This window comes from Streptomyces sp. NPDC056347 (assembly GCF_042262625.1).
GTDB lineage: Bacteria > Actinomycetota > Actinomycetes > Streptomycetales > Streptomycetaceae > Streptomyces.
Genome location: NZ_JBHJQP010000127.1, coordinates 1 through 23,974, shown reverse-complemented (window position 1 = coordinate 23,974; position 23,974 = coordinate 1). Strand labels below are relative to the sequence as shown.

The following is a 23,974-nucleotide window of genomic DNA, read 5'->3' as shown; positions in this document are numbered from 1 at the left end:
CCGTCGCATTCCGGCCGCTGATCAGCTCTCGGCGTCGGCGGGGACGGCGGCCTTGGCCGCCTTCACCGCCTTCTCCGCGGTGGCGGTCTTCTTCGTGGCCGCCTTCTTGGCCGTCGTCTTCTTCGCGACGGTCTTCTTGGCGGCCGTCTTCTTCGTGGCCGCCTTCTTGGCCGTGGCCTTCTTGGCGGTCTTGCGGGCCGCCTTCTTGGCGGGGGCCGCCGCTTCGGCCTCCGGCGTCGGCTCGGTCTCCGACACCGGCTCGGCGGCCGGCGTCGGCTCGGCGGCCGGCGTCGGCTCGGCGGCCGGCGTCGGCTCGGCGGCCGGCTTCGTCCCGGCCTCGGGCGAACCGGTCACCACGACGACCTCGGCGCCGTCCGCACCGGCGGGCGAGCCCGCGGGGGCGGTGACCTTACGCGTCACCCGGCGGCGGGCACGCGGCGGGGCGGCCTCGACGGGCGCCTCCTCGGGTGCGGCCTCGGGCTCGGCGGCCGGGGCGGCCTCCTGCACGGCCCGGACCGGGGCGTCCGCCTCGGACGGGGCCTGCGCGGACGGGGCCGGAGCACCCGCCGGGGCGGTCGCCTTGCGGGTCGCCCGACGGCGCGCACGCGGCGGGGCGGCCTCGGCCGCGGGGGCCGGGGTCTCCTCCTCGGCCACCGGGGCGGGGGCCTCGGCGACCGGGGCGGGGGCCTCGACGACCGGCTCCGGCGCCACGGCCGGCTCGGCCTCGGGCGCGGCGGGCCCGGCAGCCACCACGGGCTCCGGCCCGACGGCCTTCGGCGCACCCGCCGGGGCGGTCGCCTTACGGGTCGCCCGGCGGCGGCCACGGCCACGGGTCGCGGCCGCCTCGGCCTCGGCCGGGCTGCTGTACAGCTCCTCGTCCGGGGCGAACTCCGGCTCGGGCAGCGCCACCGGGGCGGCCGCCTCGGCGGCGACCTCGGCCTCGGTCTCCACCTCGGCCGCGGCCTCGGTCACGTGCTCGTGGTCCGCACCGCCCCGGCCGCGCTTCTTGGAACGCTTGCCGCCGCCACCGACCGAGGTCGGCTGCTCCATGTGGACGATCACACCGCGCCCGTTGCAGTGGACACAGGTCTCGGAGAAGGACTCCAGCAGACCCTGGCCCACCCGCTTGCGGGTCATCTGGACCAGGCCCAGCGACGTGACCTCGGCGACCTGGTGCTTCGTACGGTCACGGCCCAGGCACTCCAGCAGGCGCCGCAGCACCAGGTCCCGGTTGGACTCCAGCACCATGTCGATGAAGTCGACGACGACGATGCCGCCGAGGTCGCGCAGCCGCAGCTGGCGCACGATCTCCTCGGCCGCCTCCAGGTTGTTCTTGGTGACGGTCTCCTCGAGGTTGCCGCCCTGACCGGTGAACTTGCCGGTGTTGACGTCGACGACGACCATCGCCTCGGTCTTGTCGATCACCAGCGAGCCGCCGCTCGGCAGATAGACCTTCCGGTCCAGCGCCTTCATCAGCTGCTCGTCGATCCGGTACGTCGCGAAGATGTCGACCTCGGAGGTCCAGCGCGACAGGCGGTCCGACAGGTCGGGCGCCACCTGGGAGACGTATCCGTGGATGGTCTCCCACGCCTCGTCACCGCTGACGATGACCTTGGAGAAGTCCTCGTTGAAGATGTCGCGGACGACCCGGACGGTCATGTCCGGCTCGCCGTAGAGCAGGGTCGGCGCGTTGGAGCTGCCGGTGCTCTTCGACTTCTTCTGGATGTCCTCCCACTGCTGCTGGAGCCGCTCGACGTCACGGCGCAGCTCGTCCTCGCTCGCGCCCTCCGCGGCGGTACGGACGATGACGCCCGCGTCCTCGGGGACGATCTTCTTGAGGATGGTCTTCAGCCGGGCCCGCTCGGTGTCGGGCAGCTTGCGGCTGATGCCGGTCATCGAACCCTCGGGCACGTAGACCAGGTAGCGGCCGGGCAGCGAGACCTGGCTGGTCAGGCGGGCGCCCTTGTGGCCGATCGGGTCCTTGGTGACCTGCACGAGGACGGACTGGCCGGACTTGAGCGCGGTCTCGATGCGGCGCGGGCCGTGGGCCATGCCGAGCGCCTCGAAGTTCACCTCACCGGCGTAGAGCACGGCGTTGCGGCCCTTGCCGATGTCGACGAAGGCGGCCTCCATGGACGGCAGGACGTTCTGCACCTTGCCCAGGTAGACGTTGCCGACGTAGCTGGTCGCCTGCTCCTTGTTGACGTAGTGCTCGACGAGCACGTTGTCCTCGAGGACGCCGATCTGGGTGCGGTCGCCGTTCTGGCGGACGACCATGACCCGCTCCACCGCCTCGCGGCGGGCCAGGAACTCGGCCTCGGTGATGATCGGGACGCGGCGGCGGCCCTGCTCACGGCCCTCGCGGCGGCGCTGCTTCTTGGCCTCCATACGCGTCGAGCCCTTGATGGACTGGACCTCGTCGAAGCCGGTGCCGGGCTCGCGCTCCTCCTTGCGGCGGGGTTCGCGGACCTTGACGACCGTACGCTCCGGGTCGTCCGCGCCGCCCTCGGCGTCGGCCGCGGCATCGCCGCTGCGACGACGGCGGCGACGGCGGCGACGGCTGCTGCTCGAACCCGAGGCGGCTGCCTCGTCCTCGTCCTCGTCCTCGGACTCCTCGGCGTGCTCCGGCTCGTCCTCGGCCTGGTAGGCGGCGGTCTCCTCGGCGTGCTGCTCCGAGATCTCCTCGCCCTCGTTGGCCTCGCCGCGGCGACGGCGGCGGCCTCCGCGACGGCGGCGGCGCGAGGGCCGGTCCCCGTACTCGTCCGTCTCGTCGCCCTCGGACTCCGGCTCGGCGTCGGGCTCCAGCTCCGCGGCGGGCTCCTCCTCAGCCGGCTCCTCCGCCACGGGCGCGGCGGCCTGCTCGGGCTCGGCGGCCTCACCGCGACGGCGGCGACGGCGACGGGACCCGGACTGCGGCGCGGCCTCGACGGCGGCCACCGGCTCCTCGACGGCCTCGGTCTCCTCCTCGACGACGCTCTCCTCGTGACGCGAGGCGGCGGCCGCGGCAGCGGCGGTCTCGGGGGTCTGGAACATCGGCTCGGCGAAGACCGGCGCCTGGAACACGGCCACGGCGGGGCGCGTGGCGCGACGGCTCTTGCGTGCGGGCTCCTCGGCCGTGGCCGTGAACTCCGGACGGCCGGCGGCGGCGGTGGCCCGGCGGCGCTGGCGGCCGCGCGGCGCGGCGTCCTCGGTCTCCGGCTCGACGGCCTCGGCTGCTTCGTCCACCGGCTCGGGCTCGGCCACGGCCGGGGTCTCCGCCACGATCTCCACCGCCTCGGCGGCCTTCGGCGCACCCGCCGGAGACGTCGCCTTACGCACGGCACGACGACGCCCACGCGCCGGAGCCGCCTCCACAACCTCGGGCTCCGGCTCGACCTCGGCCTCGACGACCGGGGTCTCCGCCACGATCTCCACCACCTCGGCGGCCTTCGGCGCACCGGACGCAGACGTCGCCTTGCGCACGGCACGGCGGCGCGGCCGGGCGGCGGGCGCGGCCTCCTCCGACGCGGCGGCGTCGGCGGACCCGCTGTCGGACACCGCGGCGTCAGCGGCCGGTATGGCCGGCGTCGCCTCCTGCGCGGCCCGCTCCTCCGTCACCGGCGGACCGGCCGGGCGGGACGCGGCGCGGCGCCTGCGGCGCGGCGGCAGCTTGTCGCCGGGTGCGTTGTTCTCTTCGGCGTTCCCGGTCGTGCCGGGTTCATTGGACTGGGGCATGCGGGCGGTTCTCCCGTCAGGCTCCCGGGCGCCGCGCCTGGTTCCGGTCCGGCGCGGTCCGCGTGTGGTACGCGGCTTGGCCGTCCGGGGCGCGGGCGCCGCACGGGAGCTCAATGTCTGGCTCGCCGGTTCCGTACGCGCGGGGCGGACGGCCTGGCGAAAGTCTTATTGGGTCATCGCGCGGCCCGATCCGGATGGGTCCGGGTCGAAGGCCGCGCCGCAACGACCGCCTTACGCGGAACCTGCACCTTCCGGCGCCGTCGCGACGGCGGTCCCGGTGGCCGTGGGTGGAGCGGCCGGGTCTGCCTCGCGGTCGGGCGCGAGCGGGTCGGTCACCGTGCCGGACTCCTCGTCGAAGAGCCCCTGCGCCAGCCTGGTCACCGCTGCGGGGACCGGCGGCGCCAGGTCGGCCACAACGTGAAGACCGGACAGGACGTCGTCAGGTCGCACGGCAGGTGTCACGTGCCGAACAACCAGCCGCAGTATCGCACAGGGCCCGTCCCCGGGCCTATCAGCCTGTGGATCAAGGACCCGCAGGTCGACGACGGCGGCACGGGCGTCGAAGGTGCGCATGCCGTTCTTCGCGCGGCGCTGGACCTCCACGGTCTCCGCCCGGTTGAAGGCGTCCACCGCTTCGGCGGCCGCCGCGCTCTCCACGCCGTCCAGCCGCAGCTCCCACACGGAGGCGGTCAGCCGGTCGGCGAGGCCGGAGGTGCGGGCCTCCACGGCATCGGTGATGTCGAGGCCGTCCGGCAGCGAGTCGTTGAGCAGCTCGCGCAGGACCGCCGGATCGCGGGCCTCGGTGAGGGCGATCTCCAGGAACTCGGCCTCGCTGCCCGTACCGGTCGGGGCCGCGTTGGCGTACGAGACCTTCGGGTGCGGGGTGAAGCCCGCCGAGTAGGCCATGGGCACCTCGGAGCGGCGCAGGGCCCGCTCGAAAGCACGCTGGAAGTCACGGTGACTGGTGAACCGGAGGCGGCCGCGCTTGGTGTAGCGCAGTCGGATGCGCTGCACCGCCGGTGCGGGCGGCGGGCCTTCGGGCTGTCGCTTGCCCAGTGGTTCTTCTCCTCGGTGCGGGGCGGACGCGGTGGCACGCCGCCCTCGAAATTTGGGGTGGCCCGGGGTGTCCGGTCCGGCTCACCCCCGCCCGGTCTCATACGTCCGGGCGAGGAGATCTCTGGTTCGGGCGCCGCGCTGGGCACAGTCGTTGTACTACCCAGAGTACGCGCAAGGGACCTCCCCGGTTCCCCGGGCTCGTGCGCCCCCGGTCCGCCGGGCCCGTGCGCCCCGGCCGGCCGGGCGTCGCCGGGCATGCGGAAGGCCCGGTCCGGGGGGCTGCCCGGCCGGGCCTTCGGTACCCGGTGGCGGTCCGGGCGTGGCGGTTCTCGCGCCGGTTACTTCACGACCGACAGCGGCAGCAGCTTCTTGCCGGTCGGGCCGATCTGGATGCTCGTGTCCATCTGCGGGCAGACGCCGCAGTCGAAGCAAGGGGTCCAGCGGCAGTCCTCGACCTCGGTCTCGTCGAGCGCGTCCTGCCAGTCCTCCCAGAGCCAGTCCTTGTCCAGGCCGGAGTCCAGGTGGTCCCAGGGCAGGACCTCCTCGTAGCTCCGCTCGCGGGTGGTGTACCAGTCGACGTCCACGCCGTAGCCGGGCAGCGTCTTCTCCGCGGCGGTCATCCAGCGGTCGTAGCTGAAGTGCTCGCGCCAGCCGTCGAAGCGGCCGCCGGACTCGTAGACCGCGCGGATGACGGAGCCGACGCGGCGGTCACCGCGGGAGAGCAGGCCCTCGACGATGCCGGGCTTGCCGTCGTGGTAGCGGAAGCCGATGGAGCGGCCGTACTTCTTGTCACCGCGGATCTTGTCGCGGAGCTTGGCCAGGCGCTCGTCGGTCTCCTCGGCACTGAGCTGCGGCGCCCACTGGAAGGGGGTGTGCGGCTTGGGCACGAAGCCGCCGATGGAGACGGTGCAGCGGATGTCGTTCTGGCCGGAGACCTCGCGGCCCTTGGCGATCACGTTGACCGCCATGTCGCCGATCTGGAGGACGTCCTCGTCGGTCTCGGTGGGCAGCCCGCACATGAAGTACAGCTTCACCTGGCGCCAGCCGTTGCCGTACGCGGTGGCCACCGTACGGATGAGGTCTTCCTCGGAGACCATCTTGTTGATGACCTTGCGCATCCGCTCGGAGCCGCCCTCGGGGGCGAAGGTGAGACCGGAGCGGCGGCCGTTGCGGGTCAGCTCGTTGGCCAGGTCCACGTTGAACGCGTCGACGCGGGTGGAGGGCAGCGAGAGACCGATCTTGTCCTCGGTGTACCGGTCGGCGAGGCCCTTGGCGATCTCGCCGATCTCGGTGTGGTCCGCGGAGGAGAGCGAGAGCAGGCCGACCTCCTCGAAGCCGGTCGCCTTGAGGCCCTTGTCGACCATCTCGCCGATGCCGGTGATGCTTCGCTCCCGCACGGGGCGCGTGATCATGCCGGCCTGGCAGAAACGGCAGCCGCGGGTGCAACCGCGGAAGATCTCGACGGACATCCGCTCGTGGACGGTCTCGGCGAGCGGGACGAGCGGCTGCTTCGGGTACGGCCACTCGTCGAGGTCCATCACGGTGTGCTTGGACACCCGCCACGGCACGCCCGACCTGTTGGGCACGACCCGGCCGATCCGCCCGTCGGGGAGGTACTCGACGTCGTAGAAGCCCGGTACGTAGACGCCGCCGGTCCTCGCGAGGCGGAAGAGCACCTCCTCGCGGCCGCCGGGGCGGCCCTCGGCCTTCCAGGCCCGGACGATCTCGGTGATCTCCAGGACGGCCTGCTCGCCGTCGCCGATGACCGCGCAGTCGATGAACCCGGCGATCGGCTCGGGGTTGAACGCGGCGTGGCCGCCGGCCAGCACGATCGGGTCGTCGAGGGTGCGGTCCGCGGCGTTCAGCGGGATGCCCGCGAGGTCGAGGGCGGCGAGCATGTTGGTGTAGCCGAGCTCGGTGGAGAAGCTCAGCCCGAAGACGTCGAAGGCCTTGACCGGGCGGTGGCTGTCCACGGTGAACTGCGGGACCTTGTGCTCGCGCATCAGCTCCTCGAGGTCCGGCCACACGCTGTAGGTGCGCTCGGCGAGGACACCCTGGCGCTCGTTGAGTACCTCGTACAGGATCATGACGCCCTGGTTGGGCAGCCCGACCTCGTACGCGTCCGGGTACATCAGCGCCCAGCGGACGTCGCATTCGTCCCACGGCTTGACGGTGGAGTTCAGCTCACCGCCGACGTACTGGATGGGCTTCTGCACATGCGGGAGCAGAGCTTCGAGCTGTGGGAAGACCGAGTCGACAGACATCGCGCACTTTCGAGAGCGGGCAAGGGGTGACCATCAAGCGTACCCCGAGGCTCAGCCTTCCAGTGCCGCCCGCAACCGGGGCCGGGAGGCCCGCTCCCAGACGTGGACGAGCTCGCGTTCCCGGGCCGCGGCGGCGGCTTCCTCCCGCCCGTACAGGAGTCCCCAGGTGAAGGCGGACTCGCCCGCGGCGTGGGCCCGGGCGGCCAGGAGGAGCAGCTCCTCGCGGGCCACCACACCGTCGTGGTGGTCGCCGAGGAGGCTCTGCACGGCTTTCGTCCGGGCGGCGAACCGCTTCGCGGGGCGGCCGAGTGCGGGGCGGGCGGCCTCCGCCGCGTACCGGGCGCGTTTGGCGGCCTTGCGGGCCTCGTGCAGGGCGAGGTCCCGGTCGGGTCCCGGCGGGAGTTCCAGGGCGCGGGCGACCCGGGCGGCGAGGCGGCGGTACTCCCGGAGCACCGAACGGGACAGCACCCGGGCCGGGTCGCGGGAGGCGGCGGGGAGCAGCGGCGGGTCGGCGAGGAGGGCGGCGAGGCCGTCGAGGAGGGCCCGGTAGCGGCGCCCGTCGAGCACGGCGACGACCCGGCGGCGGGAGTCGCCCCGCCGGGCCGCCGACCGGATCCGCAGCCGGGCCCGGGCCGGGCCGAGGACCAGGGTGCCGGGCAGCTCGTCGAGGCGGGCGCGCAGCCGGGCGTCGAGCACCTCCTGGTCGCGGTCGGCGCCCAGCTCGGCGGCCAGCCACTTCAGCTCGTCGCCGAGCGGGCCGGTGACGGACCGGTCGAGGAGTCCGTGGTGGGTCCGCAGGGTGCTGCGCAGCCTGCGGGCGGCGACCCGCATCCGGTGCACTGCGTCGGGCAGGTCGTCGCGGACGGCGGGTGCGAGGGCGGCGATCTCCTCGGTCTGCTCGCGCACGTACGCGAGGACGTGATCGCCCGCGGTGGCCGGTCCCTCGCCGCCGCCGTACCGCTCCCGCCGCTGCGCGTACGCCATACCCCGAATCTACGGCGATCCGCCCGGTCCGTGCCGGTTCAGGCGCTTATCGGCCGCTGCACCCTGATCGACTGGAGGAGCCCGACCGCCACCCAGACGGCGAACATCGAGGAGCCTCCGTACGAGACGAAGGGCAGCGGGAGACCGGCCACCGGCATGATGCCGAGCGTCATCCCGATGTTCTCGAAGGCCTGGAAGGCGAACCAGGCGATGATCCCGGCGGCGACGATCGTGCCGTACAGCTCGGTCGTCTCGCGGGCGATCCGGCAGGCCCGCCAGAGCACCACGCCGAGCAGGACGAGGATCAGTCCGGCGCCGACGAAGCCGAGTTCCTCGCCCGCGACGGTGAAGACGAAGTCGGTCTGCTGTTCGGGGACGAACTGGCCGGTGGTCTGGGTGCCCTGGAAGAGGCCGGTCCCGGTGAGGCCGCCGGAGCCGATCGCGATACGGGCCTGGTTGGTGTTGTAGCCGACGCCCGCCGGGTCGAGCGCGGGGTTGGCGAAGGCGGCGAAGCGGGCGATCTGGTACTCGTCGAGCAGGCCGAGCTGCCAGACCGCGACGGCACCGGCCACGCCCGCGCCGAGCAGCCCGCCGATCCAGCGGTGCGAGGCTCCGGAGGCGAGCAGGACGCCGAGCACGATGACGGCCATGACCATCACCGAGCCGAGGTCCGGCATGCCCATGACGATGGCCATCGGGACGGCGGCCAGGCCGAGGGCCTTGGCGACGGTCCGGTGGTCGGGGTGGAGCTGGTCGCCCGCGTCGACGCGCTCGGCGAGCAGCATCGCCATGACCAGGATGATGGTGATCTTGGTGAACTCGGAGGGCTGGAGCGAGAAGCCGCCGCCGATGATGATCCACGCGTGGGCGCCGTTGACCGTGGCGCCGAGCGGGGTGAGCACCGCCAGCACCAGGATCACCGAGAGGCCGTACAGGATCGGGACGGCACCGCGCAGGGTGCGGTGGCCGAGCCAGATCGTGCCGACCATCAGGGCGAAGCCGATGCCGGTGTTGAGGGCGTGCCGGAAGAGGAAGTAGTACGGGTCGCCGTGGGTGAGCGAGTCGCGTCCCCGGGTCGCCGAGTAGACCAGCAGCGAGCCGATGAAGGAGAGCGCGAGGGCGGACCCGAGCAGCGGCCAGTCCAGCTTGCGGACCACCGAGTCGCGGGCGACGAGTCTGGCCCACGCCGTGCGCTCGGGGGTGTACCGCTGGACGGAGAAGCCGGCCATCAGTCGCGCCTCCCCACGACCGCGGCGAGGGTCTGGCTCTCCGGGGTCTTCTGCGAGTCCGGGTTGTACGGCTTGATCGTCGGGGAGTCGATCGAACCGTCCGCCTGGATCTTCGGCAGGGCCTTCTGCGGGGTCGGCAGCAGCGCCTTCTTCAGGTCCTGCTTGCCGGAGTCGTCGAGCCCGTAGATCGCGTCGTAGATGTTGCGCACGGCGGGCCCGGAGGCGCCGGAGCCCGTACCGCCCTGGGAGATCGTCATGACGATCGAGTAGTCCTTGGTGTACGTGGCGAACCAGGAGGTCGTCTGCTTGCCGTAGACCTCGGCCGTACCCGTCTTGGCGTGCATCGGGATCTTGTCCTGCGGCCAGCCGCCGAACCGCCACGCGGCCGAACCGACGGTCGCGACGCCCGCGAGGGCCTGGTCGATGTCGTTGCGGGTCTTGCGGGTGAAGGGCAGCTTGCCGTGCGACTTCGGCCTGATCTCCTGGACCTGCTTGCCGTCGCCGCTGACGATCGCCTTGCCGACGGTCGGGTCGTGGAGCGTGCCGCCGTTGGAGATGGCCGCGTAGATGCTCGCCATCTGTATCGGCGTCACGAGTGTGTCGCCCTGGCCGATCGAGTAGTTGACGGAGTCACCGGCGCGCATCTTGTCGCCCTCGCGGCAGTTCTCGTAGGCGATCCGCTCGACGTACGTGCCGTCCTTCTTGCCCTGCTTGCACCAGGCGTCCTTGTTGGCGTCGAAGAACTTCTGCTTCCACTCGCGGTCGGGGACGCGGCCGCTGACCTCGTTGGGGAGGTCGATGCCGGTCTCCTTGCCGAGGCCGAACTGGTGGGCGGTCTTGTAGAACCAGTCCTTGGGGTGCTTCTTCGGGTTCATGCCGCCGTCCTTCAGCCACTCCTGGTGGGCGAGGCCGTAGTAGACGGTGTCGCAGGAGACCTCCAGGGCGCGGCCGATGGTGATGTCGCCGTAGCCCTGGGACTCGTAGTTGGTGAAGGTCTGGCCGCCGATGTTGTACGAGCTGGGGCACGGGTAGTGGCCGTCGAAGGCGTAACCGGCGTTGACCGCGGCGGTCGAGGAGATGACCTTGAAGATCGAGCCGGGGGCGGCCTGGCCCTGGATGGCCCGGTTCAGCAGCGGGAAGTTGGAGTTCTTGCCGGTGAGCTTGGCGTAGTCCTTGGCGGAGATGCCGCCGACCCAGGAGTTGGGGTCGTAGTTGGGCAGCGAGGCCATCGCGACGATCCGGCCGGTCTTCGCCTCCATGACGACGACGGCTCCGGAGTCGGCCTTGTAGTTCTCCCCGGTGTTCTTGTCGAAGGCCTTGCGGGCCTCCTTCATCGCCCCGTTCAGCTCGTACTCGGCGACGGCCTGGACCCGGGCGTCGATGGAGGTGACGACACTGGAGCCGGGCTCCGCCGCGTCGTCCTTCGCCTGGCCGATGACCCGGCCGAGGTTGTCGACCTCGTAGCGGGTGACCCCGGCCTTGCCGCGCAGCTCCTTGTCGTACGTGCGCTCCAGGCCGGAGCGGCCGACCTGGTCGGAGCGGAGGTACGGCGATTCGGTGTGCTGGGCCTTGGTGATCTCGTCGTCGGTGACCGGCGAGAGATAGCCGAGGACCTGCGCGGTGTTGGCCTTGCCGGGGGCGGGGTAGCGGCGCACGGCGGTGGGTTCGGCGGTGATCCCGGGGAAGTCCTCGGCGCGCTCGCGGATCGTCAGGGCCTGCTGGGTGGTGGCCTCGTCGGTGACCGGGATCGGCTGGTACGGCGAGCCGTTCCAGCAGGGCTGCGGCGTCTTCGCGTCGCAGAGCCGGACCTTGTCGAGGACCTCCTTGGGCTTCATGTCGAGGACCCCGGCGAGCCGGGTCAGGACGCTCTTGCCGTCGTCCTTCATCTTCAGCAGCTCGGTGCGGCTGGCGGAGACCACCAGCCGGGTCTCGTTGTCGGCGAGGGGGACCCCGCGCGCGTCGAGGATGGAGCCGCGGACGGCGGGCTGGACGACCTGCTGCACGTGGTTGTTCTTCGCCTCGTCGCTGTACTCCTGGCCGTTGCGGATCTGGAGGTACCAGAGCCGCCCGCCGAGGGTGAGCAGCAGCGAGAAGACCAGGACCTGGATGACGACCAGGCGGATCTGGACCCTCGGGGTCCGGCCGGTCTCCGGGATGTTGGTCACAGGCGCTTGACCCCCTTGATGCGTCCGGCGCGGGCCGCTCGGTTGCGGGCCGCCTTGACGCGCAGTCCGCCGCGCTGGCTGCCGATCCTGAGACCGGTGCCGGAGGCGAGCCAGCCCGCGGCCACGTCCCCGCCGCCGCTGGTGTCGGCGAGCGGATCACCCGCCGTGCGTCTGGCGGCGGCCATGACGAGCGGGACGACGAAGGGCGCGAGCAGCAGGTCGTACAGGGCGGCGGTGAACAGCAGGCTGCCCAGGCCCACGTGGCGGGCCGCGGTGTCCCCGACGAGCGCGCCGACCAGCGCGTACAGCAGCGTCGAGCCGATCGCCGCGGACACCACGCCGATCATCGGGACCATCGCCGACTTCAGCTGCCCGGTCTCCGGCTTGACCAGCCCGGCGAGGTAGCCGATGACGCAGAGGACCAGCGCGTATCGTCCCGCGGCGTGGTCCGCGGGCGGCGCCAGGTCCGCGAGGAGCCCCGCGCCGAAGCCGACCAGGGCACCGCTGACATGCCCGTACACGAAGGCGAGGCCGAGCACGACGAGCAGCAGCAGGTCCGGGACGGCGCCGGGGAGCTGGAGGCGGGCGAGCACGGAGACCTGGACGACCAGGGCGACGACGACCAGGACGGTGGAGAGCAGAATCCGGTTCAGACGCATGGGAATCAGCTCTACCTCTGCTCGTCGACCGCGGCGTCGGCGTTCGGGGTGGCGTCCGCCGAGCCGTTCGGGTCCGGGCTGTTACTGGAATCGGGGCTCTCGTGGATGTTCCCGACGACGTTCCCCCCGGTGTCGACGATGTCGCCGTTGGGCGAGATCGTGACCGTGACGGTCGGGGTGGGCTTCGGCTTGGCGGGCTTGGCCGGCTGCTTGGGCAGGACCATGTCCCGGGGGTCCTCGCGCGGCGCCTGGACCACGACGCCGACGATGTCGAGCTTGGTGAAGCCGACGTACGGGCGGACGTAGACCGTACGGGTCAGGCCGCCGCCGGACGGGTCGACGCGGACGACCTCGCCGACCGGGACCCCGGGCACGAACGGCTTGTCCTTGCTGGAGCCGAAGGTGACCAGCCGGTCGCCCTTCTTCACCTTCGCCCTGCCGTTGAGGAACTGGACCGACAGCGGCTGGGAGCCCTGCCCGGTGGCGAAGCCCAGCTCGTCGGTCTTCTCCATCCGGGTGCCGACGGTGAAGTCGGGGTCGTTGGCGAGGAGCACCGTGGCGGTGTCCGGGCCGACGGTCGTGACCCGGCCCACCAGACCGTCACCGTTGATGACGGTCATGTCGCGCTTGATCCCGTCCTTGGAGCCCGCGTCGATGGTGATCGTCCAGGAGAAGCCCTGGGCCGCTCCTATGGCGATGACCTCGGCGCCCTTGATGCCGTACTGCCCGGTGGCCGACTTCTTCAGCATCCGGTCCAGCTCGCGGACCCGGCTGCGGTTGCGGTCGTCACTGCCCAGCTCCGTGCGGAGCTTGGCGTTCTCCTGCTCCAGCTGGGCGATCCGGGTGTGCCGTGCCCCCGATTCGCGTACCGCCCCTATGGCGTTGCCCACCGGGTCGACCGCTGCCGCGACACCGTTCTCCACCGGCCCGAAGGCCGCCGCGGCGGCCTTCCGGGCGCCGTCCACCGGCGACTCCTCGCCTCCGCGGATATCCACCGTGATCAATGCGAACGCGATGGCGATCAGCAGCACCAGGAGCAGCCGGCTCTCTCGTGTGTCCCTCACGTGCGGCGGCCGTGCCTTCCTCGTCGGAATGTTCGTGCCTGTATATCAATGACCGGCCGTACGGAACGGTGGCGTTCCGTACGGCGGGCCGGGGTTGTTCACCTGCGGGGCTGGGCGTCCAGCACCTGCTGGAGCGCCTCGAACTCCTCGACACACTTGCCGGAGCCGAGCGCCACCGAGTCCAGCGGGTCCTCCGCGATGTGGATCGGCATGCCCGTCTCGCGGCGCAGCCGCTCGTCCAGTCCGCGCAGCAGCGCGCCGCCGCCGGTGAGGACGATGCCGCGGTCCATGATGTCGCCGGAGAGCTCCGGAGGGCACTTGTCGAGCGTGGTCTTCACCGCGTCGACGATCGCGTTGACCGGCTCCTCGATGGCCTTGCGGACCTCGGCGGCGGAGATGACGACGGTCTTGGGCAGCCCGGAGACCAGGTCGCGGCCGCGGATCTCGGTGTGCTCGTCCTTGTCCATGTCGTACGCCGAACCGATGGTGATCTTGATCTGTTCGGAGGTGCGCTCGCCGAGGAGGAGCGAGTACTCCTTCTTGACGTGCTGGATGATCGCGTTGTCCAGCTCGTCACCGGCGACCCGGATGGACTGGGCAGTGACGATTCCGCCCAGCGAGATGACCGCCACCTCGGTGGTGCCGCCGCCGATGTCGACGACCATGTTGCCGGTGGCCTCGTGGACGGGCAGACCGGAGCCGATGGCCGCCGCCATGGGCTCCTCGATGATGTGCACCTGCCGCGCACCGGCCTGCGTGGAGGCCTCGATGACGGCGCGTCGCTCGACTCCGGTGATGCCGGAGGGCACGCAGACGACGACCCGCGGGCGGGCCAGGTAGCGGCGCTTGTGGATCTTCAGGATGAAGTAGCGGAGCATCCGCTCGGTGATCTCGAAGTCGGCGATCACGCCGTCCTTCAGCGGCCGTACGGCAACGATGTTGCCCGGCGTACGGCCGATCATCTTCTTGGCCTCGGAGCCGACCGCCAGGATGCCGCCGGTGTTGGTGTTGATGGCCACGACGGACGGCTCGTTCAGGACGATGCCGCGCCCCCTGACGTACACCAGCGTGTTGGCAGTCCCGAGGTCGATAGCCATGTCACGGCCGATGAACGACATTGAGTTCCCCTTGTTCCCCATTGAGGATGCGTCGGGCCTTCAGAGAAAGCATGATGGCTTGTTCTGCATGGCGGGCTGAGCGCGGCGGGCGTGGAAGATTCCATCGTAGTGGCGTACCGACGGACACCGCGCGAGGGTGCTTCGCCTTTGCGAGCGGAACGGATGACCGTTCCTCTCATGGTGACGTTACGTCGGAGGGATGCGTTCCCGCGATCCCGGACCCTATACCGAAGGGCGACCGAATTAATTCGGTCGCCCCAGGGTTGAGCGCTGTTCGGCTGATCGGCGATCAGGCGATTCCGGGGAAGAACAGCTTCAGCTCGCGCTCCGCGGACTCCTCCGAGTCCGAGGCGTGGATCAGGTTCTCCCGGGTGATCGTGCCGAAGTCGCCGCGGATGGAGCCGGGCGCGGCGGCGATCGGGTCGGTGGGACCGGCCAGCATACGGACGCCCTCGATGACCCGCTCGCCCTCGGCGACCAGGGCCACGATCGGGCCGGACTGCATGAACTCCACCAGCGGCTCGTAGAACGGGCGGCCGACGTGCTCGGCGTAGTGCTGCTCCAGCGTGGCGCGGTCCAGCGTGCGCAGCTCCAGTGCGGTGATCCGCCAGCCGGCCTTGCGCTCGATCCGCCCGACGATCTCGCCGACCAGTCCGCGCCGGACAGCGTCGGGCTTGAGGAGAACGAGGGTGCGCTGGGTCATGGTGTGCGGCTCCTTGCAGGCATGCGGGTGCGGTGGATCGAGGCTACAGGGGCGCGGAGCCGGGCCCGCGGCCGGGTTTGGCCGCAGGGGGCGGCCTGCCGGTCAGGCCACCCCCTCGGCCGCGTCCTGCGCCGCCGCCCAGCGGGCCTTCGCCTCGTCGATCTTGCGACCGTAGTGGACCGAGGCCCACCACAGACCCGCGAAAACCACCCCGAGGATGAACATCGTCGGAACGAAGAAACCGCTCAGCACCAGCGCGGCCTGGAGCACCCAGCCGAGCTGGACACCACCAGGACGAGTGATCGTCCCGCAGAGCAGCACGGAGAGGACCATGCCGATTCCGCAGACCGTCCAGACCGTGCCGTTGCTCAGATCGTCGGACTTCATCGCGACGAGACCGGCGAAGCCGATCACGAAGAATTCACCGATGAGCGTGGATGCACAGAGCGTACGCATGGGTCAGCGCCTTCCCAGAAGCAGCCGGGCCTCGCCGACCGTGATCACGGAACCGGTCACCAGCACACCGGCTCCCGCGTATTCGTCCTCCTCCTCGGCGAGGGTGATCGCCGCTTCCAGCGCGTCGTCCAGACGCGGCTCCACCTGGACCCGGTCCTCGCCGAAGACCTCGACCGCGACGGCGGCCAGGGCGTCGGCGTCCATCGCGCGGGCCGTGGAGTTCTGCGTGATCACGACCTCGGCGAAGATCGGTTCGAAGGCCTCCAGGAGCCCCTTGACGTCCTTGTCGGCGCTGGTGCCGACGACGCCGATCAGCCGGGAGAAGCCGAACGCCTCGGAGAGTCCCTCGGCGCTGGCGCGGGCACCCCCCGGGTTGTGCGCGGCGTCCAGGACGACGGTGGGGCTGGAACGGACGACCTCGAGGCGGCCCGGGGAGACCACCGAGGCGAACGCCCGGCGGACCGTGTCGGCGTCCAGCGAGCCGGGCCGCTCGGCACCGACCCCGAAGAACGCCTCCACCGCCGCGAGCGCCACCGCGGCGTTGTGCGCCTGGTGGGCCCCGTAGAGCGGGAGGAAGATCTCGGTGTACTCGTTGCCCTCGCCGCCCAGGCCGCGCAGCGTCAGCAGCTGCCCGCCGACCGCGATCTCCCGGGAGACGACCCCGAACTCCATGCCCTCGCGGGCGACCGTGGCATCGACCTCCACGGCCTTCTTCAGCATCACCTGCGCGGCGTCCACCGGCTGCTGCGCCAGGATGACCGTGGCGCCCTGCTTGATGATCCCGGCCTTCTCGGCAGCGATCTCGGCGGGCGTGGAGCCCAGCCGGTCGGTGTGGTCCAGCGAGATGGGGGTGACGACGGCCACCGAGCCGTCGATCACGTTCGTCGCGTCCCAGCTGCCGCCCATGCCGACCTCGACGACGGCGACGTCGACCGGGGCGTCGGCGAAGGCCGCGTAGGCCATCCCCGTCAGCACCTCGAAGAAGGAGAGGCGGTAGGGCTGCTGGGAGTCCACCATCTCCACGTACGGCTTGATGTCCTGGTACGTCTCGACGAACCGCTCGGGGGCGATCGGGGCGCCGTCCAGGCTGATCCGCTCGGTGATCGACTGGACGTGCGGCGAGGTGTAGCGGCCGGTACGCAGGTCGAAGGCGCCGAACAGCGCCTCGATCATGCGGGCCGTGCTCGTCTTGCCGTTGGTCCCGGTGATGTGGATGGAGGGGTAGGCGCGCTGCGGCTCGCCGAGCACGTCCATCAGCGCGGCGATACGGGTGACGGACGGCTCCAGCTTGGTCTCGCCCCAGCGTCCGGCGAGCTCCTGCTCCACCTCGCGCAGTGCCTTGTCCACCTCGGGGTCGGCGGGGCGGGCCGGAAGCTCCGCACCCTGCGGCGGGCCGGAGCGCGTGCGCAGCGTACGGCTCCCGGCCTCGATCACCGCCAGGTCGGGGTCACGCTGGGTCTCTTCGTCGACGATCTCCGTGAAGGTGTCGTCGGAATCGGAGTTGTCGGGCCGGTCGGAAGGGCGGGGCTTACTCACGGGGGTCAGTCTACGGACGGCCACCGACATCGCGCGCGGCGCATGGTGCCCGAACGGGACGAAGCCCCCGCACCCCTGGTCGGTCAGGGGTACGGGGGCTCCGTGTTCAGGTGATCAGCTCTGCGGCAGTTTCGCCAGCTGACCGGTGATCCGCTCGATGTCGGCCTCGGCCTTGGCGAGCCGGCCGCGGATCTTGTCGACGACCTGGTCCGGGGCCTTGGCGAGGAAGGCCTCGTTGCCGAGCTTCCCGGTCGCCTGCGCCTTCTCCTTCTCGGCGGCGCCCAGGTCCTTCGTCAGGCGCTTGCGCTCCGCCTCGACGTCGATGGTGCCGGAGAGGTCGAGGGCGACGGTGACCCCCGCGACGGGCAGCGAGGCAGTGGCCTGGAAGCCCTCCTCGGCGGGCTGGAGCCGCAGCAGCTGGCGGACGGCCGCCTCGTGCGGCGCGAGCGCCGTACCGGCCAGGGTGAGCTCGGCCGGGACCTTCTGGCCGGGCTGGAGGCCCTGGTCGGAGCGGAACCGGCGGACCTCGGTGACGAGCTGCTGGACGAGCCCGATCTCCTGCTCGGCGGCCTCGTCGCGGAAGCCGGAGTCCTTGGGCCACTCGGCGATGACGACGGACTCGCCGCCGGTGAGCGCCGTCCACAGCGTCTCCGTGACGAACGGGACGACCGGGTGCAGCAGCCGCAGCATCACGTCGAGGACCTCGCCCAGGACCCGGCCGGAGACCCTGGCCTGCTCGCCGCCCGCGAAGAACGTGGTCTTGGACAGCTCGACGTACCAGTCGAAGACCTCGTCCCAGGCGAAGTGGAACAGGGCGTCGCTGAGCTTGGCGAACTGGAAGTCGTCGTAGAGGGCGTCCACCTCGGCGACGGTCTTGTTCAGCCGCGACAGGATCCAGCGGTCGACCGAGGACATCGACTCGGCCGGGGGCAGCTCGCCCTCGACCGTGGCGCCGTTCATCAGCGCGAAGCGCGTGGCGTTCCAGATCTTGTTGGCGAAGTTGCGCGAGCCCTGGACCCAGTCCTCGCCGATCGGGACGTCGACGCCGGGGTTGGCGCCGCGGGCCAGCGTGAAGCGGAGTGCGTCGGAGCCGTACTTGTCCATCCAGTCGAGCGGGTTGACCGCGTTGCCGAAGGACTTCGACATCTTCTTGCCGAACTGGTCGCGGACCATGCCGTGCAGGGCGATGGTGTGGAACGGCGGGGTGCCGTCCATCGCGTACAGGCCGAACATCATCATCCTGGCGACCCAGAAGAAGAGGATGTCGTAGCCGGTGACCAGGACGGAGTTCGGGTAGAACTTCGCGAGGCTGTCGGTCTGCTCGGGCCAGCCGAGGGTGGAGAACGGCCACAGGCCGGAGGAGAACCAGGTGTCCAGGACGTCGGTCTCCTGGTGCCAGCCCTCGCCGGCCGGCGGCTCCTCGCCGGGGCCGACGCAGACGATCTCGCCGTTCGGGCCGTACCAGACGGGGATGCGGTGGCCCCACCAGAGCTGGCGCGAGATGCACCAGTCGTGGAGGTTGTCGACCCAGTCGAAGTACCGCTTCTCCATCTCCTGCGGGTGGATCTTGACCTTGCCGTCGCGGACCGCGTCACCGGCGGCCTGCGCGAGCGGGCCGACCTTGACCCACCACTGCATCGACAGGCGCGGCTCAACGGTCGTCTTGCAGCGCGAGCAGTGGCCGACGGAGTGGACGTACGGGCGCTTCTCGGCGACGATCCGGCCCTCGGCCCGCAGGGCGCCGACGATGGCGGAGCGGGCCTCCAGCCGGTCCAGTCCCTCGAAGGGGCCGGGGACGGTGATGACCGCGCGCTCGTTCATGACGGTGAGCGAGGGCAGGCCGTGGCGCTGGCCGATCTCGAAGTCGTTCGGATCGTGGGCGGGCGTCACCTTGACGGCGCCGGTGCCGAACTCGGGATCGACGTGGGTGTCCGCGACGACCGGGATCGTGCGGTCGGTGAGCGGCAGCCTGATCTGCTTGCCGACCAGGTGGCGGTAGCGCTCGTCGTCGGGGTGGACGGCGACGGCGGTGTCACCGAGCATCGTCTCGGCGCGGGTGGTGGCGACGACGATGGTGTCCTCGCCCTCGCCGTACGTCATGGAGACGAGCTCGCCGTCGTCGTCCTGGTACTCCACCTCGATGTCCGAGATGGCCGTCAGACAGCGCGGGCACCAGTTGATGATGCGCTCGGCGCGGTAGATCAGCTCGTCGTCGTAGAGCTTCTTGAAGATGGTCTGGACGGCCTGGGAGAGGCCCTCGTCCATGGTGAAGCGCTCGCGGGACCAGGCGACGCCGTCGCCGAGGCGGCGCATCTGGCCGGAGATCTGGCCGCCGGACTCGTTCTTCCACTTCCAGACGCGCTCGACGAACGCCTCACGGCCCAGGTCGTGGCGGGACTTGCCCTCCTTGGCCAGCTCGCGCTCGACGACGTTCTGCGTGGCGATGCCCGCGTGGTCCATGCCCGGCTGCCAGAGCGTCTCGTGCCCCTGCATCCGGGCGCGGCGGGTCAGCGCGTCGATCAGCGTGTGCTCGAAGGCGTGCCCCAGATGGAGGCTGCCCGTGACGTTCGGCGGCGGGATGACGACGGTGAACGGGGGCTTCTCGCTGTGCGCGTCGGCCTCGAAGTAACCGCGCTCCACCCAGCGCTCGTACAGCTTCCCCTCTACCTCGGCCGGCGCGTACTGGGTCGGCAGTTCGGGGTTGCTGGCTGGCGTCTGCTGAGTCTTCTCGGTCACGGGGGACAGTTTAGGGCCGTCACAGTCGTGCGCTGAAACCGGTTTGTTCAGTAACGGTGCGACTCCCGGTGCTCCGTACGGGCGAACCTTCCGCCAGGATGTTCAAAACGCATAAGCATTCCGATGAGCACTTCCGAACAGGGGACACCGCAGATGAGCTACAACCAGCCGGGCCCGTACGGCGGCCAGCCGCCGCAGGGCCAGCCCGGACCGTACGGCCAGCAGCCGCCCCAGGGCCAGCCCGGCCCCTACGGCCAGCAGCCGGGTCCGTACGGCCAGCAGCCCCCGCAGGGCCAGCCCGGCTACGGCTACCCCCAGCAGGCCCCCCAGGGCGTACCGCCGCAGGGCCAGCCGGGCTACGGCTACCCGCAGCAGCAGCCCCAGCAGCCCGGCCCCTACGGCCAGCAGCCCCCCACTCCCCCGTACGGCGGCCAGCCGGCCTACGGCACCATGCCGATGCCCCCGGCCGAGCCGAAGAAGAAGACCGGCCTGATCGTCGGCGGCGTGATCGTGGCCCTGGCGGTCATCGGCGGCGGCATCTACTTCCTGACCGGTGGCGGGGGCGGCGGGCTCAGCGACGACGGTCCGCACACGCTGGCGACTCCGACCCAGGTGCTGGGCGAGTACAAGCGCATGAGCGCGGACGGCGCGAGCCAGAAGCAGGACGACGGCGCCACCAAGGAACTGACGCAGAGCGGCGTCGAGAACGGCAAGACCGTCAGCGGCATCTACACGACGGCCGACCCCACCAAGATCGATCCCAGTAACCCCAAAGACCCGGCCGTGCTGAGCGCGAAGGGCATCACCTTCATCGGCGCGTACGGCAAGATCAGCGACCCGGCCAAGACGCTGGACGCGTTCTTCGCCTCTCTGCAGAAGAGCGCGTCCGAGAACAAGGACAAGAAGACCGAGCTCCTCGGCAGCCCGGAGGAGGTGTCCCCCTCCGGGTTCGAGAACGGCATCATGAAGTGCCAGGCCGCCAGCGGCACGGACGCAACGACCCAGAAGCCGAAGACCGACTGGTTCTGCGCCTGGGCGGACTACAGCACCCTGACGATGGTCTCCCCCGGCAAGGTCGGGGAGAGCGTGGACAAGGACACCGCGGCCAAGATCACGACGGACCTCCGCAAGGAGATCCGCGTCAAGAAGTAACCCTGACAACGCGGAAGGGGCGCCCGCCGGTTCGTCTGGCCGGGCGCCCCTTCCGTCTGTCGTGTGCGGCCGCCGTTACGCGGACTTCTCGTGCCGGCCGCCGTCGCCCTTGCCGATCGTGCGCGGCTCGCGCGGGACCAAGGTCGGGTTGACGTTGTTGCGGACGACGTCGGCCGTGATGACGACGCGGGCGACGTCCTTGCGGGACGGGACCTCGTACATCACGGACTGGAGGACTTCCTCCATGATGGCGCGCAGGCCGCGCGCGCCGGTCTGGCGCAGGATCGCCTGGTCGGCGATGGCCTCGAGCGCCTCGCGCTCGAAGTCCAGCTCCACGCCGTCGAGTTCGAAGAGGCGCTGGTACTGCTTCACCAGCGCGTTGCGCGGCTCGACGAGGATCTGGAGCAGCGCCTCGCGGTCGAGGTTGTGGACCGAGGTGAGGACGGGGAGGCGGCCGATGAACTCCGGGATCATCCCGAACTTCACCAGGTCCTCCGGCATGACCTCCTGGAACTGGTCGCTCTCCTCGATCTCCCGCTTGGAACGGATCGTCGCGCCGAAGCCGATGCCCTTGGCACCCGCCCGGGACTCGATGATCCGCTCCAGGCCGGAGAAGGCGCCGCCGACGATGAACAGCACGTTCGTCGTGTCGATCTGGATGAACTCCTGGTGCGGGTGCTTCCGGCCGCCCTGCGGCGGGACGGAGGCGGTGGTGCCCTCCAGGATCTTCAGCAGGGCCTGCTGGACGCCCTCGCCGGAGACGTCACGGGTGATCGAGGGGTTCTCGCTCTTGCGGGCGACCTTGTCGATCTCGTCGATGTAGATGATCCCGGTCTCGGCCTTCTTGACGTCGTAGTCCGCGGCCTGGATCAGCTTCAGCAGGATGTTCTCGACGTCCTCGCCGACGTAGCCGGCCTCCGTCAGCGCCGTCGCGTCGGCGATGGCGAACGGGACGTTGAGCATGCGGGCCAGGGTCTGCGCGAGCAGCGTCTTGCCGGAGCCCGTGGGGCCCAGCAGCAGGATGTTGGACTTGGCCAGCTCGATGGCGTCGTCCCGGCCCTGGGCGCCGCCGTTCTCACCCGCCTGGACCCGCTTGTAGTGGTTGTACACCGCGACCGAGAGGGCCTTCTTCGCGGGCTCCTGCCCGACGACGTAGCCCTCGAGGAACTCGTAGATCTCGCGCGGCTTGGGGAGTTCCTCCCAGCGCACCTCGGAGGTCTCGGCGAGCTCCTCCTCGATGATCTCGTTGCAGAGATCGATGCACTCGTCGCAGATGTACACACCGGGTCCCGCGATGAGCTTCTTCACCTGCTTCTGGCTCTTTCCGCAGAACGAGCACTTGAGCAGGTCGCCGCCATCACCGATGCGTGCCACGAGGTGCTTCCCCTTCGCCTGGGAGCAGCTTGGTTCAGCGGCTCCTGGTGCCTCTAATCGACGGTACCTTGCCTTGGCCCCCGTTCGGGCCCCCCTTGGCACGGTTCACACGGTCAGAGCCGGGCGAACGTGACGTGCCAAGGGGCTGAGGCCGACGTCAGACGGCCGAGGCCGCCTGCTTGCGGGTCGACACGATCTGGTCGACGAGACCGTAGGCGAGGGCTTCCTCGGCCGTCAGGATCTTGTCGCGCTCGATGTCGTCGCGGACCTTCTCCAGCGGGGTGGTGGAGTGCTTGGCCAGCAGCTCCTCCAGCTGGGTGCGCATCCGCAGGATCTCCTTGGCCGCGATCTCCAGGTCGGAGAGCTGCTCGCGGCCGGTCTGCGAGGACGGCTGGTGGATCAGCACCCGGGCGTTGGGCAGTGCCATGCGCTTGCCGGGGGTGCCCGCGGCGAGCAGCACGGCCGCGGCGGAGGCCGCCTGGCCCATGCAGACCGTCTGGATGTCCGGCTTCACGAACTGCATCGTGTCGTAGATCGCGGTGAGCGCGGTGAACGAGCCGCCGGGGCTGTTGATGTAGATCGAGATGTCCCGGTCCGGGTCCATCGACTCCAGGCACAGCAGCTGCGCCATGACGTCGTTGGCGGAGGCGTCGTCGATCTGCACGCCGAGGAAGATCACGCGCTCCTCGAAGAGCTTCGCGTACGGGTCGTACTCGCGCACGCCCTGCGAGGTGCGCTCCACGAAGCGCGGCACGATGTAGCGGTTGTCCACCTGCGGGCCCGTGTAGAGGCCGCTCGCGGAGGCGCCGGGGAAGTTGTTCATGTGGGTGTTCACCATCCTGGTGGCGTTCTGTGGCTGGATGTCTCGGCGTACGAGAGGTGCGCGGGGCGGTGGAGCCGATCCGGTGGGTGCCGGATCAGGCGCCGGTGCCGCCGCCGCCCGGAACGCCCGATGCGGCCGTGATGATCTCGTCGATGAGGCCGTACTCCTTGGCCTCCTCCGCGGTGTACCAGCGGTCGCGGTCGCCGTCGCGGATGATCGTCTCGACGGTCTGGCCGGAGTGGAGGGCGGTGATCTCCGCCATCCGCTGCTTGGTACGCAGCAGGTACTGGGCCTGGATCTTGATGTCCGAGGCCGTGCCGCCGATGCCGGCCGAACCCTGGTGCATGAGGATGTCGGTGTTCGGGAGCGCGAAGCGCTTGCCCGCGGTGCCGCCGGTGAGCAGGAACTGGCCCATGGAGGCCGCCATGCCCATCCCGATCGTCACCACGTCGTTGGGGATGTACTGCATGGTGTCGTAGACCGCCATGCCGGCCGTCACCGAACCGCCGGGGCTGTTGATGTAGAGGTAGATGTCCTTCTCGGGCTCCGCGGCGAGAAGAAGCAGCTGCGCGGTGATCTTGTTGGCGATCTCGTCGTCGACCTGCTGGCCGAGGAAGATGATGCGCTCGCCGAGCAGCCGGCTGTAGACCTGGTCACCGAGGCCTCCACCGAGGGACGGCTCTCCGGCGGCGTAGGGCATCAGATTCGTCACGTATCCACCTGCTCGTCTCTGACGGCTCCGGCCGTCTCAGCGTCTTCGTACCGGGTGGGCGGGGAGCTTCCCCACCCTTCCTCTTCATGGACCCTAACGCGCAGGTGGGACAACGCCATCCCGCTTCCGCAACTGTTCGCTGGGAGCGCAAGCTCCGCAGTCCGCACAAGGGTTGTGGGGCACCGTACGCCCTACGGCGACGGGCTCCGGACGCGGGTGCGTCCGGAGC

General features: G+C 70.7%; 16 protein-coding genes and 1 pseudogene. 1 reads left to right on the top strand and 16 read right to left on the bottom strand.

Translation table 11 applies throughout. The annotated features are described in order from the left end of the window. Positions 1-21: 21 nt before the first annotated feature. The 13 genes and pseudogenes from ACFCV8_RS25650 to ACFCV8_RS25590 form a co-directional block, all read right to left on the bottom strand. On the bottom strand, positions 22-3,714 hold the full coding sequence (locus ACFCV8_RS25650; protein ID WP_376687791.1) for a ribonuclease E/G: 3,693 nt from the start codon (positions 3,712-3,714) through the stop codon (positions 22-24). A gap of 231 nt (positions 3,715-3,945) precedes the next feature. Next, complete coding sequence (locus ACFCV8_RS25645) at positions 3,946-4,728, bottom strand: TIGR03936 family radical SAM-associated protein (RefSeq protein ID WP_376687790.1); 783 nt, start codon at positions 4,726-4,728, stop codon at positions 3,946-3,948. A gap of 380 nt (positions 4,729-5,108) precedes the next feature. Next, positions 5,109-7,034, bottom strand: coding sequence for a TIGR03960 family B12-binding radical SAM protein (locus ACFCV8_RS25640; RefSeq protein WP_376687789.1), 1,926 nt, complete (start codon positions 7,032-7,034; stop codon positions 5,109-5,111). 51 nt (positions 7,035-7,085) lie between these two features. Further along, positions 7,086-7,979, bottom strand: a pseudogene (locus ACFCV8_RS25635) (CHAD domain-containing protein); the annotation flags it as partial. Positions 7,980-8,056: 77 nt separating this feature from the next. Then, a complete protein-coding gene (gene rodA / locus ACFCV8_RS25630; protein ID WP_376687788.1) occupies positions 8,057-9,247 on the bottom strand; it encodes a rod shape-determining protein RodA in 1,191 nt (396 codons plus the stop codon). Beyond that, positions 9,247-11,412 (bottom strand): penicillin-binding protein 2, encoded by a 2,166-nt coding sequence (gene mrdA / locus ACFCV8_RS25625; RefSeq protein WP_376687787.1) that lies wholly within the window; start codon positions 11,410-11,412, stop codon positions 9,247-9,249. The genes rodA and mrdA overlap by 1 nt, the downstream gene beginning before the upstream one ends. After that, positions 11,409-12,071, bottom strand: coding sequence for a rod shape-determining protein MreD (gene mreD, locus ACFCV8_RS25620; protein WP_376687786.1), 663 nt, complete (start codon positions 12,069-12,071; stop codon positions 11,409-11,411). Before mreD ends, mrdA begins: the two co-directional genes overlap by 4 nt. Before the next feature lie 11 nt (positions 12,072-12,082). After that, positions 12,083-13,135, bottom strand: coding sequence for a rod shape-determining protein MreC (gene mreC / locus ACFCV8_RS25615; RefSeq protein ID WP_376687785.1), 1,053 nt, complete (start codon positions 13,133-13,135; stop codon positions 12,083-12,085). 98 nt (positions 13,136-13,233) lie between these two features. Further along, on the bottom strand, positions 13,234-14,253 hold the full coding sequence (locus ACFCV8_RS25610) for a rod shape-determining protein (RefSeq protein WP_352275303.1): 1,020 nt from the start codon (positions 14,251-14,253) through the stop codon (positions 13,234-13,236). A 289-nt stretch (positions 14,254-14,542) separates the two neighbouring features. Continuing rightward, a complete protein-coding gene (gene ndk, locus ACFCV8_RS25605; RefSeq protein WP_376687784.1) occupies positions 14,543-14,956 on the bottom strand; it encodes a nucleoside-diphosphate kinase in 414 nt (137 codons plus the stop codon). A 102-nt stretch (positions 14,957-15,058) separates the two neighbouring features. Beyond that, positions 15,059-15,412: a DUF4233 domain-containing protein gene (locus tag ACFCV8_RS25600; protein ID WP_376687783.1), complete on the bottom strand. Its 354-nt coding sequence runs from the start codon at positions 15,410-15,412 to the stop codon at positions 15,059-15,061. Between the two features lie 3 nt (positions 15,413-15,415). After that, positions 15,416-16,948, bottom strand: a complete 1,533-nt coding sequence (locus tag ACFCV8_RS25595) for a bifunctional folylpolyglutamate synthase/dihydrofolate synthase (RefSeq protein ID WP_376687782.1) — start codon at positions 16,946-16,948, stop codon at positions 15,416-15,418. A 114-nt stretch (positions 16,949-17,062) separates the two neighbouring features. Next, positions 17,063-19,684 (bottom strand): valine--tRNA ligase, encoded by a 2,622-nt coding sequence (locus ACFCV8_RS25590; RefSeq protein WP_376687781.1) that lies wholly within the window; start codon positions 19,682-19,684, stop codon positions 17,063-17,065. Between the two features lie 153 nt (positions 19,685-19,837). On the opposite strand from ACFCV8_RS25590, the gene ACFCV8_RS25585 reads away from it, so the two are divergent. Continuing rightward, the gene (locus ACFCV8_RS25585; protein ID WP_376687793.1) at positions 19,838-20,836 is read left to right on the top strand and encodes a hypothetical protein; all 999 of its coding nucleotides are present in this window, start codon (positions 19,838-19,840) and stop codon (positions 20,834-20,836) included. Between the two features lie 75 nt (positions 20,837-20,911). Here the strand turns inward: ACFCV8_RS25585 and clpX are convergent, their stop codons facing one another. The 3 genes from clpX to ACFCV8_RS25570 all read right to left on the bottom strand — a co-directional run bounded on the left by clpX (position 20,912) and on the right by ACFCV8_RS25570 (position 23,733). Then, a complete protein-coding gene (gene clpX / locus ACFCV8_RS25580; RefSeq protein ID WP_376687780.1) occupies positions 20,912-22,210 on the bottom strand; it encodes an ATP-dependent Clp protease ATP-binding subunit ClpX in 1,299 nt (432 codons plus the stop codon). Positions 22,211-22,367: 157 nt separating this feature from the next. Beyond that, positions 22,368-23,048 carry an ATP-dependent Clp protease proteolytic subunit gene (locus ACFCV8_RS25575; RefSeq protein ID WP_376687779.1) on the bottom strand — a complete coding sequence of 227 codons (681 nt, stop codon included), beginning with the start codon at positions 23,046-23,048 and terminating at the stop codon, positions 22,368-22,370. Between the two features lie 79 nt (positions 23,049-23,127). Next, complete coding sequence (locus tag ACFCV8_RS25570; protein ID WP_376687792.1) at positions 23,128-23,733, bottom strand: ATP-dependent Clp protease proteolytic subunit; 606 nt, start codon at positions 23,731-23,733, stop codon at positions 23,128-23,130. Between the last annotated feature and the right edge of the window lie 241 nt (positions 23,734-23,974).

What these genes read in the sequence shown, in the direction of transcription:
- ACFCV8_RS25650 (WP_376687791.1), bottom strand. Translation starts at nt 3,714, where the DNA reads ATGCCCCAGTCCAATGAACCCGGCACGACCGGGAACGCCGAAGAGAAC.
- ACFCV8_RS25640 (WP_376687789.1), bottom strand. Translation starts at nt 7,034, where the DNA reads ATGTCTGTCGACTCGGTCTTCCCACAGCTCGAAGCTCTGCTCCCGCAT.
- rodA (WP_376687788.1), bottom strand. Translation starts at nt 9,247, where the DNA reads ATGGCCGGCTTCTCCGTCCAGCGGTACACCCCCGAGCGCACGGCGTGG.
- mreD (WP_376687786.1), bottom strand. Translation starts at nt 12,071, where the DNA reads ATGCGTCTGAACCGGATTCTGCTCTCCACCGTCCTGGTCGTCGTCGCC.
- ACFCV8_RS25610 (WP_352275303.1), bottom strand. Translation starts at nt 14,253, where the DNA reads ATGTCGTTCATCGGCCGTGACATGGCTATCGACCTCGGGACTGCCAAC.
- ndk (WP_376687784.1), bottom strand. Translation starts at nt 14,956, where the DNA reads ATGACCCAGCGCACCCTCGTTCTCCTCAAGCCCGACGCTGTCCGGCGC.
- ACFCV8_RS25600 (WP_376687783.1), bottom strand. Translation starts at nt 15,412, where the DNA reads ATGCGTACGCTCTGTGCATCCACGCTCATCGGTGAATTCTTCGTGATC.
- ACFCV8_RS25585 (WP_376687793.1), top strand. Translation starts at nt 19,838, where the DNA reads ATGAGCTACAACCAGCCGGGCCCGTACGGCGGCCAGCCGCCGCAGGGC.
- ACFCV8_RS25575 (WP_376687779.1), bottom strand. Translation starts at nt 23,048, where the DNA reads ATGGTGAACACCCACATGAACAACTTCCCCGGCGCCTCCGCGAGCGGC.
- ACFCV8_RS25570 (WP_376687792.1), bottom strand. Translation starts at nt 23,733, where the DNA reads ATGCCCTACGCCGCCGGAGAGCCGTCCCTCGGTGGAGGCCTCGGTGAC.